Here is a 16,185-nt window from a genome sequence, read left to right on the forward strand (position 1 = left end):
TATAATAAATTATTATATAGTTTTGATCCATATCCATTTTTATAAAAAATAATGAGTCAATTAAATTATATAGATTTATTTGGTTTTTTAGCTGCTTTTCTCACTACAATTGCTTTTCTACCTCAATTATATAAAACATGGCAAACAAAATCAGCAGAGGATGTATCATTAATAATGTTGATTCTATTTTTAATAGGTCTTATTTGCTGGATTTTTTACGGGTTAAAAATACATTCAACTCCAATCATAGTTGCGAATGTTGTTACCTTTATTTTTAATTTTTCAATTTTAATTTTAAAAATCACTTATAGAAAAAGGAAGGAATAATGAATTTGTTTTATATATATTAAATATTTTTTATTGAGCTCCGTTAGACGCTATAGTTATCAAAGAATTAAATTAATTAAATGTCAGGAGAAGAACTACAACTAATTGGCAGATCTCTAGCGTTACATCCTCCTGTAATGATAATCACTCTTGGTTTATTTATGTACATAAGAGGTAAAGCTATTGCTAGTAGCAACCCTACAAAAAAAGTTACTCCGTTTTTCCCTTTCAGAAACGTCTGAAAAAACAATTAATTATCACTACCCAATATAAATAAAATAAATATTTGACCTAGAGATCAACCAAATGGATTAGTGCCCATAAGTGGTCCTACGAATAAAAATTCCATAACTGCTCCAGTTATTGCTACGGGGAAAACCCAAATAGACATAAATCTAATCCCCATAAATTTCATTCCTCCTTCCCCTGCAAATGCATCTTTAGTCATTGTGTAAACAGTTTCTGTATCTTTAACTGTGTATGTACTTTCTCCAGGATCGGAGTAAGGCTGTGCAAAATTCAAATTATTAATTAGATTTCTGACTTTGTTATGAAAAACTATGGGCCATACCCATAAGAAAAATATCCTACTTGCAAATGCAAAAGTATCAGATTGAGGAATACCTAATTGCTGATTAGCTTTATCCTTTGGAAAAGCATCCTCAATAATAGATGATATTAAATCTTGATCTGTTGGAAATAGCTCTTTTTCATTAACGTTTTTGGGTTCAATATCCACCGAAACAATATCAGCTTCATTATTTTCTAAAACAGCTGTTGAGCTATTATTTTCATTCAGATTTGATTCTTGACTTTCCATAACAAACTTTTTTCTTACCAGATTATAAGCTTTCTAAGTTGCTTTTGATTAAAGAAATATATAATTTAAAAATTATCAATAGAAATTTAAATATCTCTTTTTATTCCATAAAAAAAAAGGCCCACCAAAAGTTAAGACCTTTTAATTTTATTTTTATTTTTATTTATGCGTTTATTACTCCACGGCGGATAAATTGCATAGCAAAAATTGCACCAAGGAAAAAAACTGTTGGAATTCCTAATGCATTCACTGCCAAAGTTCTAACAGTAAATACAGGGTATCCATCTCCTGGTCTTCCTTTATCTGCAACGATCGCTGTATCTTCCCAAACTTGCTGGTTCTGAATAGTAGGACCATTATCCCAGACAAATACTCCCCATCTTCTCAACCAATAATCAGTAAAGGCAACTGAAAAAATGACTGGGGTTAGTACCAAGAGTAATTTGAGGTTGATCATCCATCTATATATTTATCCAATAAATCTTGGCATATGAGAGCCAAAAAGGCTGATTGATTGATTGACCGTATGAATTCTGTAACAAATTGGGCCGATTTTAGAAGCTTTGATAACTCCATAAGTTCACTCGCTTTACTTCTGATATGGTGGAATCATTGCCTTAAAAGGCGTAAATTAATTGGTTAAATTTATGGAATTCGGTTTTAAAGAAATTCTCTTCGGATTAGCTGGCGTAAGCATGATTGCTTGGGCTGGAGTGATCGGCCTATGGCATACATATATGTTTCCAAGATTTTTCAGAGAAGATTCAAGTCGAATTAAAGGCGCTTCTGCTGTAACTTCAGGAATCTCCGAATTTCAGTCGATCACTGATAACAATAGTCCCAAAAAGCCTTGGTTCCTTAATGACGAAGGAGGTACTCTTACCCCTCAATCAGCAATAGGAGCGATAGGTCTTAACGATAGAGGGAAATACAGCAAAAAATCTTTTGTAGTTGCTGATTTCAATCCTGTTGAAGCTGGTTATGGAGTTAATAGGCTTTACACTTCTGTTTTAATTGGGTTGGCTATTAGTACTTTTGTAATAATTTGCTTTGGACTTCAAAGTGGATTCGGAATGATGGGACCAAACTTATAAATTGACAAAAACAGAACTATTCAGCAAAATTTAAATTTTCTTGGTACCAAATAAACTTTAATAAAACGAATACAAATGTTTTCAGATAAAGATCTTTAATAAGTGCATTTTTGAATAATTTTTTCATTTTTTGTCCCAAGGCAAGTCAAAATAGACAACAATTGATTTTTAGTTCGTATACTTTTCAAGAGTTTTCCTTAAAAACCCTTTTGAGAGCTGAATTGAAAAATCTTCATTGACACGAAAAATAATCTTGGAAATTAGTTTCCAAGAGAGAAGAGCAACAAATATTGACTTGTTTATGTATCAAAAATCAATATTGAATAGACAAGAAAATTTAAAAAAAACCAAATTCACTCTAAATGTGCAAAGCTGCTTTAAAATATTCTTGATTTTAAATTGCTCCATGACTGTAGGAATCTACTTCGCTACAACAACAGGTAAAACCGAAGATATAGCGGAAAGGCTGCACGGCTTACTTGACTCTGCTGAAGGTCCAAAGGATATTTCAGACGTCGATGACCTTAGTGAATTAGCTGGACATGATGGGGTTATTTGTGGCATCCCTACATGGAACACAGGTGCTGACTCTGAAAGATCAGGAACTGCTTGGGACTCAATCCTTGAAGACATTGGAGAACTAGATCTCAATGGTAAGAAAGTTGCAATTTTTGGTTTAGGAGATTCTTCTACTTATACCGAAAACTATTGCGATGCTATGGAAGAACTTCATAGATACTTCCAGCAAGCAGGTGCTTCAATGGTTGGATACACTTCTAAGTCTGATTACACTTTTGATGAGTCCAAAAGCGTAGTTGGAGAAGAATTCTGCGGATTACCTCTTGACGAAGACAGCGAATCAGACATGACTGATGAAAGGCTTTCAGGATGGGCTGAGAAACTAAAAGGCGAAATGTTTTAAGCCTTAAACAAAAATTAAAATAGTTAAATCTTCCTAAGTAATTACTTAGGAAGATTTTTTTTGCACATTTTTGATGAGATCAAAAATATCCCTAAAAAATCATTTTCTAAAGCTATTTAAAAAAAACCCCCAAACAGTCCGGCAATATCTTAATGTTTTCTTTATGAACTCGAACAATTGCCCAGATAAAAACGTTTCTATAAACGTAAATCTCTCTTTAAAAGATGAGACTTTGCGTATGTTGATAGAGATGGCAAATGATATGGGTACAAGTCTTGAGGATTTAATTAGCTCAATTACTGAAGACTCAGTAATTGATTTAGAAAGGCTTCAGGATGATTTAGACATTGTTATCATCCCAGAAAAATGTAGCAAGCAAGATTTAATAAATTCGATCCAATAGATATTTGATGATTTTTTAAAATCTTTCCGGTCTAGGATTTTTCCAAGTAGAAATAACACCATCTCTTTTCAAAGAATTAGCACGTCTTTCAAGATTTTCTCTATCAAGTCTCCAAACGCTATATACACCGAAATTACCTAATACTTTTGGATTAAGTCCTTGCCAATAAGATTTTTCCACTGATCTTTTATCAATAACTAGAAGAGTAGTTTCTGAGCCATTGGTTCCGTATATAGGTTTTCCTTTCCACCCTCTTCGTTTTTCATTTTTAAGTCGATCTGAAACATTTACCAATGCATTTTGGGATCGACCTTCAAAAACAATAACCTGATTGGTATAAAAATGAATTGAGGGTTTCATAGCTCCTACCATTACTAAAGGCTCGTTTCTATTTTTAGAATTTAAAAGCAATTCTGAGGCTTTTCTTAGGGGTAGTTGTCTTAACCTATCTGCCAAATCAAAAGTTGGTAAAACAATCAAAAAATGAGATAAAAATATAGGGATTTGAAAAATCAATAGTTTTCCATATATTTTCCTAGAAGAAAATATAATTCCAAAAACAGCCATTAAAAGAAAAATAATTCCAGCCTTTTCAATTAAAAAGCTATTGGTTAATTCTTCAGAGAAATTGGGTATCTCGGGATCTTTAAGAAGCTTAATCCATAGTTTTGAAGAGAAAAAAACTATGGAAAAGACTATTGACAAAAATATTGTAAATTTCCAAGCCAAAGATTTTAAAAATTCCTCTTTAACATTACTGCTTAAGGAAAGTGATATTAAAACTGATGCCGCAGGAGTAGCAGGAAGCCAATAGCTTGGCAGCTTTGTCGCTGAAATAGTAAAGAAGACAAATACAGCAATCAACCAAAAAAATGAAAACTCAAATAACGACTTCTCTGGTTTTTTAATAAGCCTTGTAGACCATTTAGATATATTGCAAAAATTCTTCCAAATGCTTATCAATAAAAATGGCGTAAAAGGCAAAGAAGCTATGCATAATACTATTAAAAAAAACCACCATGGCTCCCCATGGGAATTTACTACTGAGGTAAATCTTTGAAGATTATGATATCCAAAAAAACTATCTAAAAATGGTTTTCCCTCTATTAATAATTCAATTAAATACCAAGGGAAACTAATAATAAAAACAATAAAAAGTCCTGGTATTACTCTAAATATTTTTAAAATTTCAAGGAAATTATTTTGAAAAAAGGCAAAAAATAAAATTGTTAATGCTGATAAAACCAAGGCAACAGGACCTTTAGTTAGAACTGCTAATGACAAAAAAATCCAAGACAACCACCAAACTTCTCCTTCTGGATTAGCGAATCTTCTCCATTTAAGAAGTAAGCAAATGCCTAGAGTGCTGCAAAGTAGTGCATCACTAACAGCAATTCTTCCCCAAATTATTACCAAAGGCGATAGAGCAAATACCAGCGCAGTAACAACTGCTGTTCTCCTATTGAAATTATTTTCTTCTTGGGGATATTTCATCATTGTGTCCCCTAAAACAAGCATTAAAAGAATTGTCGATAATGCAGAAGGAATTCTGGCAGCCCAGGTACCTAAAGGATCCCAAGAAATATTTCCTGGCATTGAAAATCCCAGTCCCATTAACCAATAAACCAAAGGGGGCTTATCAAATCGAGGTAATCCATTTACTTGTGGAGTCAACCAATCACCTGTTTCTGCCATTGCTCTACTGGCTGCCGCAAACAAAGGTGGGGTTTCATCAACTAAACCTGTTGACCCTAATTGCCAAACAAAAATTAATAATCCAAGAAATAAAATACAAAGAAGACCACGTCTTCTTTGTTTAAATGTTGGGGAAAAAGAATTCGTTAAACTTTTCAATTAATCTTGAAAGTCTGCAGAGATTTTTATATTTAAGCCTTTATTAAGCCAATTCTCCACTCTTTGGGCAAAGACTTTGTCAGTGGCTTTTTTTTCAAACCAATCCCTGCAATTTTTTCTTTTAATTTCTGAGATTGATTTTGTTGCTTTTATCAATCCTTCAATATCATTCGGCTTAACCAAAAATCCATTGAATCCATCTTCGATCAATTCCCCAGGTCCTCCAAGGTCGTAAGCAATTACAGGAACACCACATGCCATCGCCTCAACAATAACGTTACCGTAGGCTTCATTCCATTTAGGGGTATTGATCAACGCTCTACATCGTCCTAATTGTTCCTGAAATTTAATCGTTGGAAGAAATCCTCTCCACTCAATAATTTCTTTTGTGAAAATATTTTCAATTTTTGATGCATATTCTTTATCTTCTATAAGTCCCCAAACTAACAATTTTTCTCCTAAATTATTCGCAACTTTCACTGCATCTTCTAAACCTTTCTCTGGGGCAATTCTTCCAGCCCAACCTAATGGTCCGTTCTCATTTTCATTGAATGAATAATTTTCGATATCAAAACCATTACCGACAATAATTGGATCGTTTTTTAAGCAATAATCTTTAGATTGTCTTTTAGTATGAAAAGCAAACTGAAAAGGAAATAACTGACTTATTTCACTAATAGATTCTTTCATTATTATTGATTCAGCGCCCATACTAATTAAGTGAAATATTTTAATTGCTTGAATTTTTGTTAACCATAATGGAAGCCAATCATATGCAAAATTAATAACTGCATCGGATTCATTTGCTATTTCAATTACATCTTCCCATAACTTTGGTAAAACACTATTAGAGGGAATTAAAACTGGATCTGTTCTCTTCTGATGTTGCCAACTAGGTTGATCAATTCCATCTATTAATCTTATTTCAAGTAATTCACTTTCAAAAGGTAATTTTGATCCTTTTGGTGCAATTAAAATAATTTTATGACCTAATGAAATTAATCCTTTTATGAGAGAAACAATAGTAAGTTCAACTCCTCCACCTTTGCCACTGCCCAGATAACCAATAGGTGTGCTTACAAGAATAAGTTTTAATTTCTTATTAATCACTTAAATTAAGCCTCTTTTATTAATTCATTTTTGCTTTTATCCCCCCAAAATCTTCTCCTCTGACTTACAAATAGTACTGAAATTAAAACTAAAGCCACTCCAATCCATTGAAGGAGGAAAAGTCTCTCGCCCAACCATATTCCGCCAGTTATCAAGGCAAAAACAGGTGTTAAAAATGCAAGGGTACTAAAACTTGTTAATTCTTTGCGACTTGCAAACCAAAAAAATAAGCCATAGGCCAGTGCACTGCCAAACAAACTTGAATAAGACATCAAAGTCCATTCAAAAGCAGACCAATCTGGAACTAAAGGCCAATTTTTATCGAACACATGCCAAACGAGAAGAGGAACACTTCCTAAAACCATGTGCCATCCTGTTACGGCAACAGGATCACTGTTTCTGCAAGCAAATCGAATAAGTACCGTTCCTAAAGCCATCGAAGTTGCTGCGCATATCATCCATACTTCTCCATGGCTTAAAAAATTACTTCCTGATTCAAATTTGCCAAGCAAAAACCAATTTCCTAGCAGCTCAGTAGGGACTCCAAGACAAATTATGCCGACCAAGCCAAGCACCAATCCAAGCCATCCAATTGGATTTATTGCATCTCCAAACAAAATTCTTGCCAATAAAGCAACCATCAAAGGTTGGGAATCGATAAGAACAGAACCCAATCCTGCTCCAGTTTCCATTAACCCTTTAGCCAAAAAAATCTGAAAAAGAGTTGCGTCAATCAAAGTAAATACTAAAAACCACACCAAATCATCTTTTGAAATATTCCAACTCCTTTTCAAGAAAGGTATTGACGCTAAAACTACTAGACCTGCAGGCAAAAGCCTTAGTGAGGCTACAATCTCAGGCCCTGCTGCATTAACCAAAGGTGCCATAGCCGCCATTGAGGTTCCCCAAAGAGCGAACGGCAAAATCATCAAAAACCAATTCCAAATGACAAACATAAGGTCAGAAAGCAATCTCCTTTTTAAGATCAATAAAGTTATGCATAATTTGAATGATTTGGCCCTTAAGACGAAAATCCAAAAAAAGGATGGCGCGAATCTGTATTGAAGGTCCTATCAATTCAGAAACTCGAAAAAATGTTCTAAAAGCATTAAAACAAATTGAGGAAAGAGAGTTTCCAGCCCTGTTACTTCGCATTGATAGCCCTGGAGGAACAGTTGGTGATAGCCAAGAAATTCATAGTGCTCTCCTTAGGCTAAGAGAAAAAGGTTGTCATGTTGTAGCCAGTTTTGGCAATATCTCAGCCTCAGGTGGGGTCTATATAGGGGTAGGTGCTGAAAAGATTGTTGCCAATCCAGGTACAATAACAGGATCTATTGGTGTGATTTTAAGAGGCAACAACCTATCTAAGTTATTAGAAAAGGTTGGTATTAAATTCGAGACTGTAAAAAGTGGAATTTATAAAGACATTCTTTCCCCCGATCGCGCTTTATCAAACGAAGAGAGAGCGCTCTTGCAATCTTTGATTGATAGCAGTTACGAACAATTTGTTTTGGCTGTTTCAAAAGGAAGAAATTTAACCCCAGAAGTTGTGAAGAGTTTTGCCGATGGAAGAGTTTTTACAGGAGAGCAAGCCAAAGAATTTGGACTAGTGGATGAAATTGGTGATGAAAATGATGCAAAATTGCTTGCTATAAAAATTGCGAACCTAGATGAAAAAACAAAACCTATAACTTTTGGCAAAACCAAAAAGAAATTATTAGGGTTTTTACCTGGAGGGAAATTAATTCACAATCTTTTAAATGCATTAAACGTAGAGTTGGAGGGAAATGGACAAATTCTTTGGCTCTATAAGCCATGAATTTTCAAAATGAATTAACTTTTCTTTGTGCATTGAGGGGAGCAACGACTTGTGAAAACAATTCTGTTGAGTCAATCACTTCGGCCGTAGAGGAATTGCTAATTGAATTAGTCTCTAGAAATAATTTGGTCCCAGATCAAATTATTTCTATTACTTTCTCAGTAACCTCAGACTTAGATGCTTGTTTCCCCGCTTCTATCGCCAGAAAAAAAACAGGTTGGGAAAAAATCGCACTTTTAGACTGCCAGCAAATGTTTGTTAAAGACGACTTATCTCAATGTATACGTCTACTCGCTTACGTTTATTTACCTAACGAACAAACGCCCCAAAATCCTTATCTTGGTAAAGCAAAAAATTTACGTCCTGACCGATAAATCCAGATTTTGTTCCAACAAACGCTTATATTCATTAAATATCATGCAAATGCACTTGAAAATATTCAAGTGATTAATATTCCTAAAAAATTCAAGTTATGTTCACGAAGAAATTTTTATCAACCTTCAAAAAAAGTTTTTTTATTGGATTTTCAGCTTTTTTATTTGGAACAGGGTCTTCTATTTTAGCGCCTCAATCTTTTGCATCCCCAGGGTTCTTTGAATACCAATGGGATCCTGAGCCTGGATATAAAAGACTTAAATATTATCAATCCTCCTCTGAAAGGAATGAAAGATCGACTTATTACTTCTTCCTCAGAGGTAAGGAAAGAAAAGAAGATATTGAAAAATTGACTATTGTTGTGCCTGATTACTTTGAAGCAAAAATCAAGACAAAAAAATTAAACCTCTGTAAGGTAAAAGTTGGTGGTTACACAGCAAGGACTCGTTGCTTAGAAAACATTCCTTCTCTAATTTCAATTAATGATAAACAGACTATTATTGAAATTCTCCCAGAAAACCCAATTCCATTCAACAAGGATAATTACGCTGTAGAAATGAAAATCTTCAATCCTAGAAAAAGAGGCATGTTTCAATTCAGAGCGCTATCTCAAAATACTGATGAAATTCCTATCTCAACATATTTAGGGACTTGGAACGTAGACGTACAGTGAACTGATAAATTAACCTTTATATCTAATCCAATACGAGAATAAATAGAAATGACAAAAAGGACTTTTGGAGGAACTAGCAGAAAAAGGAAAAGAGTTTCTGGTTTCAGAGTGAGAATGAGATCTCATACTGGAAGAAGAGTCTTAAGAACTCGTAGAAAACGAGGAAGAGCTCGTTTAACTGTCTAAAAAAGGTTTCAATTAAAGATACTTACAATAAAAGTTTCTTCTAATGGTTTTGCCAAAACATATGAGACTCAAAGGTCATAGATGTTTTGACTTCATCTATAAGGAGGGCGCAAGGTTCTACGGTCCCTCAATGGTTCTTAGAGTTACAAACGCAAATACAAAACTTCAAGTCAAAGGAATCAACTCAAAGATCAGGCCCCCGATAAAATGTGCCATATCAATAAGTAATAAAGTAAGCAAAAAATCAGTTACCAGAAATAAGCTTCGACGGTTATTCCACCAACATTTGTCATACAGACTTTCTAAAATGGCGTTTAAGGAGGAAATATGGGCCTTTATTTCATTAAAACCTTCTTGTATGAAAAATACCGAAAGCAATTTGCTTAAAGAATGTGACAAACTACTTATTAAGGCTGGAATAACAAAATGACAGTTAATCCAAATGAAAAGATTTTTTACGAAGGTGGTCCTGCCAACGGTGACCTGATAATAAATTTGATGGCTGGGATAACTCTTATAGGTTTACCCTTTACTTTTGGAGCCTTGGTTAGAGCCTTATGGGTTAGATACAAAATAACGACACGTAGAATATCAGTTACTGGTGGCTGGCTAGGAAGGGATAAAACACAAGTTGTGTATAGTCAAATTGCTGAGATCAGAGCTATCCCAAGAGGATTAGGGTCTTACGGTGATATGGTTCTAGTCCTAAAAGATGGAGCTCGCCTCGAAATGAGATCACTTCCAAACTTTCGAGAAACAGAATCTTACATTCTTGAAAAAATAGAAAAATCACCCTCCAACAAGTCCGATAAAGATGTTCAGGGGTTTTCAAACCAATGAGCCCTTAGAAATATGTGAGACAAGAACACATCTTCTAAGGCAAACTGGCCTAACAACCTCAAACTTTCTACATTAAAAACCGTGATCGGGTACATCTCCGACAATCTACTTATCCCGATCCTAGATTTTTTCTACGGATTAGTTCCAAGTTATGGACTAGCGATTGTCGCATTAACCATAGTTATCCGCTTAGCACTTTTCCCTCTTAGCGCTGGATCCATTAGAAGCGCAAGAAGAATGAAAATAGCGCAACCTGTCATGCAAAAAAGACAGGCTGAGATCAAAAGCCGCTACGCAAGCAATCCTCAAAAACAACAGGAAGAATTAGGAAAATTAATGGGTGAATTCGGTAGCCCTTTAGCTGGTTGCCTTCCTCTACTGGTCCAAATGCCTATTTTATTTGCGCTATTTGCAACTTTGAGAGGTTCACCTTTTGCTGATGTTCCTTATCTTGTCAACATCAAAGTTCTGCCATCGGACCAAATAGCAGCAATTGAACCAAAACCTTTTAAGACGGCCAAACATTCCATATTTATAACTGAAAAAAATCACTTTCCAGTTATTGCATCTCTTCCAGGGGGTACAAAAATTGGTTCAGGTGATTCAGTTAAAATCAATTTGCAAACTTTGAGCGGAAATTCATATGTCAACGAATTACAGAAATATGAAAATGGATCGAAGTTTTCTCCTTCATGGAAAGTCACGAAAGGGGACGACATAGTCAAAGTCTCATCTGACGGGACTGTAAATGCAATTAATACTGGTGATGCGACTGTAGAAGCGAAGATCCCTGGTTTAGCAGCCAAAAGCGGCTTCTTGTTCATAAAAGCATTAGGAAATGTTGGTTTTTATGTAGATGGAGCAATTCATTGGGATATTGCCATTCTGGTAGCAGGCTTCGGCTTAACACTTGTCATCTCTCAGGTGCTCTCTGGAAGGGGAATGCCAGTCAACAAACAACAATCAACTGCAAATAAAATCACTCCAGTAATGATTACTGGAATGTTTTTATTCTTCCCTTTGCCTGCTGGTGTTTTGCTTTATATGGTCATTGCAAATATTTTCCAAGGATTACAAACATTTCTGCTTAGTAGAGAAGCCTTACCAGACAATTTACAAAAAATACTTGACGATCAACTTAACCAGCAAGATAAAGCTTCTATTTCTGTCGCTTCAGAAGTAATAAGCGATACAGATAGATTACCCTTTGAACCAAAAAGTAATAAATAATTTTAAGAGGAACTTATTATTTAAATCCAGCCTAAAATAGAAACAAATCCATAACTGATGTCTAATTGGGACGAACAACTTGATCTACTAATTCGAGCGAGAACTCCTATTATTTGGATAAGAAGTAATGAAGAAGAAAGAGTTGAAACTCTATTAAAAAACGCGTCTAAAAGGCTTGCCCCAAGAAGACTTGCTACATGGGATTACATAGATGGAATTAGTAATGTTCTTAATTCCAATAATCTTGGTTCTAGGCAGCCAATGGCCATTCTTGAATGGCTTAAAAAACTAGATGAGAGTTCTCCAACCATTCTTCTTTTAAAAGATTTTCACCATTTCTGTGAAGATCCAGGCATTCTACGAATGCTAAAAAATTTAACTATTCATCTTCGCTCAAAGCCTCATTCAATAATTATCAGTTCTGGATTATGGAGCCCCTCAAATGACCTAGAAGAAGACCTAACGATTATTGATCTTCCCTTGCCTAATGAAAATGAGATCAAGACACTTTTATCAAATATTGCCGAAGCTAGTAATTCTCAATTAGACGAAAACGTCCTAAAGGAACTTACTAATGCATGTGGGGGGCTAAGTGAATCAAGGATCCGGAAAGTAGCTGCTAGAGCTCTTGCTCAAAGAGGCCAAATTGGTAAAGAAGATTTAATAGAGGTCCTTGAAGAGAAACGCCAATCTATTGCTCGTAGCGAAGTACTGGAATATTGCAAAACAAATAAGTCGCCAAATGACGTTGGGGGTTTACAAATATTAAAAGATTGGTTGAAGCAAAGGAAACAAGCATTCTCTGAAGAAGCAAAAGATTTTGGATTACCTTTACCGAAAGGGGTTTTATTAGTTGGTCCTCAAGGGACAGGGAAAACTCTGGTAGCCAAAGCGATAGCGAATAGCTGGTCTATGCCCTTGCTAAGACTTGATGTAGGGAGATTATTTGCTGGCTTAGTAGGAGCTAGTGAAGCGCGAACAAGAGAGACCATTCAAAGAGCCGAAGCCATGGCACCATGTATTTTATGGATTGACGAAATTGATAAAGCTTTTGGCGGAGATGGTAGAAGTGACGGAGGAACCAGTCAAAGAGTTCTTGCAAATATTCTTACTTGGATGTCAGAGAAAACCTCTTCTGTTTTTCTTGTAGCCACTGCAAATGGAATAGATAAGCTTCCTGCCGAGCTTCTTAGAAAAGGAAGATTTGATGAAATCTTTATGCTGGAATTACCCTCTAGAAATGAAAGACATAGCATTCTTGAACTTCATCTTCAGAAACGTAGACCTAATTTAAAAATTGATTTAAATGCTGTTGTAGATAGAACGGAGGGATTCTCTGGCGCAGAATTAGAACAAACCGTCATAGAGGCAATGTACTTTGCATTTGCAGAGAAAAGAGAGCTGCTTGAAGGTGATTTAATTCTCGCTACAAGTCAACTAGTTCCTCTTTCAAGAACTGCAAAAGAACAACTTGAATCTCTAAGAGAATGGGCTTCGAGTGGAAGAGCAAGAGCTTCATCTCCAAAACTTTTTTAGAATTTTCTTGTTATTTTTATTTTAATTAATCAAAAAAAGTCCCTGATTTAAAAGAAATTAACAAGCGAGATTATTTAAGGAACTATTAGCGATTAGGCTAAATGCACTTCCATATTTAGATAGTGATAGACCAGAGACTGCTAAGAGACAATCCTAATTTAATTGCAGAAGGGCTTAAATCAAGAGGCATGGATGTTGATCTAAGACCTCTTCAAAAATTCTGCAAAGATCTTAAAGAGCTTGAAGAAAAGAGAAATTCTTTACAAGCTCAGGGGAATTCAATTGGAAAAGAGGTTGGACAAAAGATAAAGCAAGGTTTTTCGCAAGATTCTGAGGAGATTTCAAATCTTCGCATTAGAGGCAATCAAATCAAAAAACAAGTTGGGGTTATTGAAGAAGAAGAAAAATCAATTTCAAATAAATTAAATGAACAAATCCTTTGCTTACCAAACCTTCCAGGAAAGGATTCTCTTAAAGGTAAAAGCGAAAAAGATAATAAGGAAATAAGAAAATGGGGGAACCCTATTTCAGGCAATAATTTAAAAGAGCATTGGGAAATTGCTAATCAATTAAACCTCTGGGATAGTGAAAGATCATCAGTAATAGCCAAAAGTCGATTTGTAACCCTTTTCAACCAAGCTGCAAAACTTGAAAGATCTCTTATAAATTTCATGCTTGATTTGCATGTTAAGAAAGGATATTTAGAAGTCCTTCCCCCAGCTCTTGTAAACACAGCTAGTCTTACTGGATCTGGACAACTACCAAAATTTGCAGAAGAAAGTTTTCGATGTGCAGAAGATGATTTATGGCTGACACCTACTGCTGAGGTTCCACTTACATCACTTCATAGAGGTGAGATTATTCCTCAAGATTTACTTCCATTGAAATATGTAGCATATAGCCCTTGTTTTAGAAGAGAAGCAGGAAGTTACGGTAGAGATACCAGAGGTTTGATTAGACTTCATCAATTCAATAAAGTTGAACTTTATTGGTATGTTGAACCAGAGAAATCGGAAGAAGCCTTAGAGCTAATAACTTCTGATGCAGAATCTGTGCTAAGAGAACTAGAACTCCCATACAGAGTAATTCAGTTGTGCACTGGGGATTTAGGTTTCTCTGCAAAAAAAACTTATGACCTTGAGGTTTGGCTTCCTGGAGCGAATGCCTTTAGAGAAATATCAAGTTGCAGCAATTGTGGAGATTTTCAAGCCAGACGCTCATCAATACGAACAAAAGATAAAAATAAAAAAAATATGCTTTTGCACACCCTAAATGGAAGTGGTCTAGCGATAGGTCGCACTATGGCTGCGATTTTGGAAAATGGTCAACAATCTGATGGAAGTATCAATTTGCCAAAAGCCTTAATACCTTACTTCGGTTCAAACAAATTAAAGCCAGAATAACCTAATCAAAATCTAATTAATGAACGTTCTTTTATCTATTGCTGTACTTGGCCTTCTAATTTTTTTTCATGAGGCTGGTCATTTTTTAGCTGCCATACTTCAGAAAATCAAAGTAAGTGGGTTTTCAATTGGTTTTGGGCCAGCTCTTTTAAAAAAGGAAATAAATGGAATTACATATTCAATTAGAACTCTTCCTTTAGGGGGATTCGTCTCCTTTCCTGATGAAGAAACAGATTCATTAGTTAAACCCAATGACCCAGATCTTTTAAAAAATAGACCGATACACCAAAGAGCAATTGTTATTTCAGCAGGAGTAATAGCAAATTTACTATTGGCTTGGATAGTACTTATTGGACAAGCAAGCTTTGTAGGGATTCCCAATCAACCTGAGCCAGGGGTAATAATCACGGGTATTCAGCCTGATGAACCTGCCTTTCAGTCGGGATTAGTTACTGGTGATCGAATAATGAGTGTTAATGGTCAATCTTTAGGTAGCGGTAAAGAAGGAATCATGAATCTAGTTAATATTATCCAAGCTTCCTCAGGGAAAGAATTACTTTTTGAAAGATTTAATGAAAATGAAAGCACTACAATTTCCATAACTCCGGCTGATAATGAAGGCAATGGCAGAATAGGAGCTCAATTACAACCAAATCTTCCAAATAAGGTATCTAAAGCTAAAAATGTTAGTGAAATCATTAATAGCTCAAATTCACAATTTTATGAATTACTAAGTCGAACAGTTATTGGTTATAAAAGTTTAATCACTAATTTTTCTTCTACTGCACAACAATTAAGTGGACCAGTAAAAATCGTAGAGATTGGTGCACAGCTTTCAGAACAAGGTGGATCAGGACTTGTACTTTTTTCTGCCCTAGTTTCAATTAATCTTGCAGTACTTAACTCATTACCACTACCACTACTTGATGGAGGACAACTTCTTCTTCTTATTTTAGAGAGTATCCGTGGAAAACCAGTGCCTGAAAACATTCAATTAGCTTTTATGCAATCAGGCTTTGTTTTACTTGTCGGCCTTAGTGTTGTTTTGATAATTCGTGATACAACTCAACTCTCTTTAGTTCAACAATTTGTTAACAGATAACTATCCTTATACTGAAAACATTGTTTGGTTCCAAAAATGTTTTAAAAATAAATTCTATGTAATGTCTAAAAACAATCATGCCAGGAGTTAAAATGTTAGCCAAATAAGTCAAATAAGCTCCTGAATGGCCAAAAAGTCAATGATAGCGCGAGATGTAAAGCGCAAAAAACTCGTAGAAAGATACGCAGCTAAGCGTAAAACTCTGATTGATGCCTTCAGATCAGCAAAAGATCCTATGGAAAGATTAGAAATTCATAGAAAAATTCAAGCTTTACCTAGAAATTGTGCACCTAATAGAATAAGAAATCGTTGTTGGGCAACTGGAAAACCAAGAGGTGTTTATAGAGATTTTGGCCTCTGCAGAAATCAACTTAGAGCTAGAGCTCATAATGGAGAATTACCTGGAGTTGTAAAATCAAGTTGGTAATACTAATAGATTTTCAATTAGTCCAAAAAGTGGGAAATATTAATTCTCCCACTTTTTTTAAGTT

Annotated in this window: 21 protein-coding genes; 16 read left to right on the forward strand and 5 right to left on the reverse strand. The window is 35.1% G+C overall.

What is annotated here, in order from left to right; translation table 11 throughout:
• The first annotated feature begins 51 nt into the window (after positions 1-51).
• The gene (locus AC6EJB_RS04860) at positions 52-327 is read left to right on the forward strand and encodes a SemiSWEET family sugar transporter (RefSeq protein WP_498492589.1); all 276 of its coding nucleotides are present in this window, start codon (positions 52-54) and stop codon (positions 325-327) included.
• A gap of 80 nt (positions 328-407) precedes the next feature.
• Positions 408-569, forward strand: coding sequence for a hypothetical protein (locus AC6EJB_RS04865; RefSeq protein ID WP_011294990.1), 162 nt, complete (start codon positions 408-410; stop codon positions 567-569).
• Between the two features lie 56 nt (positions 570-625).
• Here AC6EJB_RS04865 and AC6EJB_RS04870 read toward each other — a convergent pair whose 3' ends face one another.
• Together AC6EJB_RS04870 and psbF are read right to left on the reverse strand one after the other, a co-directional pair.
• The gene (locus tag AC6EJB_RS04870; protein ID WP_498492591.1) at positions 626-1,147 is read right to left on the reverse strand and encodes a hypothetical protein; all 522 of its coding nucleotides are present in this window, start codon (positions 1,145-1,147) and stop codon (positions 626-628) included.
• A 163-nt stretch (positions 1,148-1,310) separates the two neighbouring features.
• Positions 1,311-1,604, reverse strand: coding sequence for a cytochrome b559 subunit beta, long form (gene psbF, locus AC6EJB_RS04875; protein ID WP_498492593.1), 294 nt, complete (start codon positions 1,602-1,604; stop codon positions 1,311-1,313).
• Positions 1,605-1,794: 190 nt separating this feature from the next.
• Here psbF and AC6EJB_RS04880 point away from each other — a divergent pair, with 190 nt between their 5' ends.
• From AC6EJB_RS04880 to AC6EJB_RS04890, 3 genes are all read left to right on the forward strand, one after another.
• On the forward strand, positions 1,795-2,241 hold the full coding sequence (locus tag AC6EJB_RS04880) for a hypothetical protein (RefSeq protein ID WP_498492595.1): 447 nt from the start codon (positions 1,795-1,797) through the stop codon (positions 2,239-2,241).
• A gap of 406 nt (positions 2,242-2,647) precedes the next feature.
• Positions 2,648-3,163, forward strand: coding sequence for a flavodoxin FldA (gene fldA / locus AC6EJB_RS04885; RefSeq protein WP_498492597.1), 516 nt, complete (start codon positions 2,648-2,650; stop codon positions 3,161-3,163).
• A gap of 163 nt (positions 3,164-3,326) precedes the next feature.
• On the forward strand, positions 3,327-3,566 hold the full coding sequence (locus AC6EJB_RS04890) for a CopG family transcriptional regulator (protein WP_498492599.1): 240 nt from the start codon (positions 3,327-3,329) through the stop codon (positions 3,564-3,566).
• A gap of 15 nt (positions 3,567-3,581) precedes the next feature.
• On the opposite strand, the gene AC6EJB_RS04895 is transcribed toward AC6EJB_RS04890, so the two are convergent.
• The 3 genes from AC6EJB_RS04895 to AC6EJB_RS04905 are packed head-to-tail and all read right to left on the reverse strand — an operon-like array spanning position 3,582 to position 7,486.
• Positions 3,582-5,420, reverse strand: a complete 1,839-nt coding sequence (locus tag AC6EJB_RS04895; RefSeq protein ID WP_498492601.1) for an ArnT family glycosyltransferase — start codon at positions 5,418-5,420, stop codon at positions 3,582-3,584.
• A complete protein-coding gene (locus tag AC6EJB_RS04900; RefSeq protein ID WP_498492603.1) occupies positions 5,421-6,530 on the reverse strand; it encodes a glycosyltransferase family 4 protein in 1,110 nt (369 codons plus the stop codon).
• Between the two features lie 5 nt (positions 6,531-6,535).
• Positions 6,536-7,486 carry a DMT family transporter gene (locus AC6EJB_RS04905; protein WP_498492605.1) on the reverse strand — a complete coding sequence of 317 codons (951 nt, stop codon included), beginning with the start codon at positions 7,484-7,486 and terminating at the stop codon, positions 6,536-6,538.
• 53 nt (positions 7,487-7,539) lie between these two features.
• Here AC6EJB_RS04905 and sppA point away from each other — a divergent pair, with 53 nt between their 5' ends.
• From sppA to rpsN, 11 genes are all read left to right on the forward strand, one after another.
• The gene (gene sppA / locus AC6EJB_RS04910; RefSeq protein WP_498492607.1) at positions 7,540-8,349 is read left to right on the forward strand and encodes a signal peptide peptidase SppA; all 810 of its coding nucleotides are present in this window, start codon (positions 7,540-7,542) and stop codon (positions 8,347-8,349) included.
• Positions 8,346-8,723 carry a chorismate mutase gene (gene aroH / locus AC6EJB_RS04915; RefSeq protein ID WP_498492609.1) on the forward strand — a complete coding sequence of 126 codons (378 nt, stop codon included), beginning with the start codon at positions 8,346-8,348 and terminating at the stop codon, positions 8,721-8,723. The genes sppA and aroH overlap by 4 nt, the downstream gene beginning before the upstream one ends.
• A gap of 98 nt (positions 8,724-8,821) precedes the next feature.
• The gene (locus AC6EJB_RS04920; RefSeq protein ID WP_498492611.1) at positions 8,822-9,397 is read left to right on the forward strand and encodes a DUF2808 domain-containing protein; all 576 of its coding nucleotides are present in this window, start codon (positions 8,822-8,824) and stop codon (positions 9,395-9,397) included.
• Between the two features lie 48 nt (positions 9,398-9,445).
• Positions 9,446-9,583: a 50S ribosomal protein L34 gene (gene rpmH / locus AC6EJB_RS04925; protein WP_413678338.1), complete on the forward strand. Its 138-nt coding sequence runs from the start codon at positions 9,446-9,448 to the stop codon at positions 9,581-9,583.
• Between the two features lie 43 nt (positions 9,584-9,626).
• Complete coding sequence (gene rnpA, locus AC6EJB_RS04930) at positions 9,627-10,013, forward strand: ribonuclease P protein component (RefSeq protein ID WP_498492613.1); 387 nt, start codon at positions 9,627-9,629, stop codon at positions 10,011-10,013.
• On the forward strand, positions 10,010-10,423 hold the full coding sequence (locus tag AC6EJB_RS04935; protein WP_498492615.1) for a PH domain-containing protein: 414 nt from the start codon (positions 10,010-10,012) through the stop codon (positions 10,421-10,423). The genes rnpA and AC6EJB_RS04935 overlap by 4 nt, the downstream gene beginning before the upstream one ends.
• An 81-nt stretch (positions 10,424-10,504) precedes the next feature.
• Positions 10,505-11,653: a membrane protein insertase YidC gene (yidC, locus tag AC6EJB_RS04940; protein ID WP_498492617.1), complete on the forward strand. Its 1,149-nt coding sequence runs from the start codon at positions 10,505-10,507 to the stop codon at positions 11,651-11,653.
• A 57-nt stretch (positions 11,654-11,710) separates the two neighbouring features.
• A complete protein-coding gene (locus tag AC6EJB_RS04945) occupies positions 11,711-13,189 on the forward strand; it encodes an AAA family ATPase (protein WP_498492619.1) in 1,479 nt (492 codons plus the stop codon).
• A gap of 122 nt (positions 13,190-13,311) precedes the next feature.
• Positions 13,312-14,592, forward strand: coding sequence for a serine--tRNA ligase (gene serS, locus AC6EJB_RS04950; RefSeq protein ID WP_498492621.1), 1,281 nt, complete (start codon positions 13,312-13,314; stop codon positions 14,590-14,592).
• Positions 14,593-14,611: 19 nt separating this feature from the next.
• The gene (rseP, locus tag AC6EJB_RS04955; protein WP_498492623.1) at positions 14,612-15,694 is read left to right on the forward strand and encodes an RIP metalloprotease RseP; all 1,083 of its coding nucleotides are present in this window, start codon (positions 14,612-14,614) and stop codon (positions 15,692-15,694) included.
• A gap of 124 nt (positions 15,695-15,818) precedes the next feature.
• Complete coding sequence (gene rpsN / locus AC6EJB_RS04960) at positions 15,819-16,121, forward strand: 30S ribosomal protein S14 (RefSeq protein WP_498492625.1); 303 nt, start codon at positions 15,819-15,821, stop codon at positions 16,119-16,121.
• Positions 16,122-16,185 lie beyond the last annotated feature (64 nt).

Source organism: Prochlorococcus sp. G4PB17, assembly GCF_059772445.1.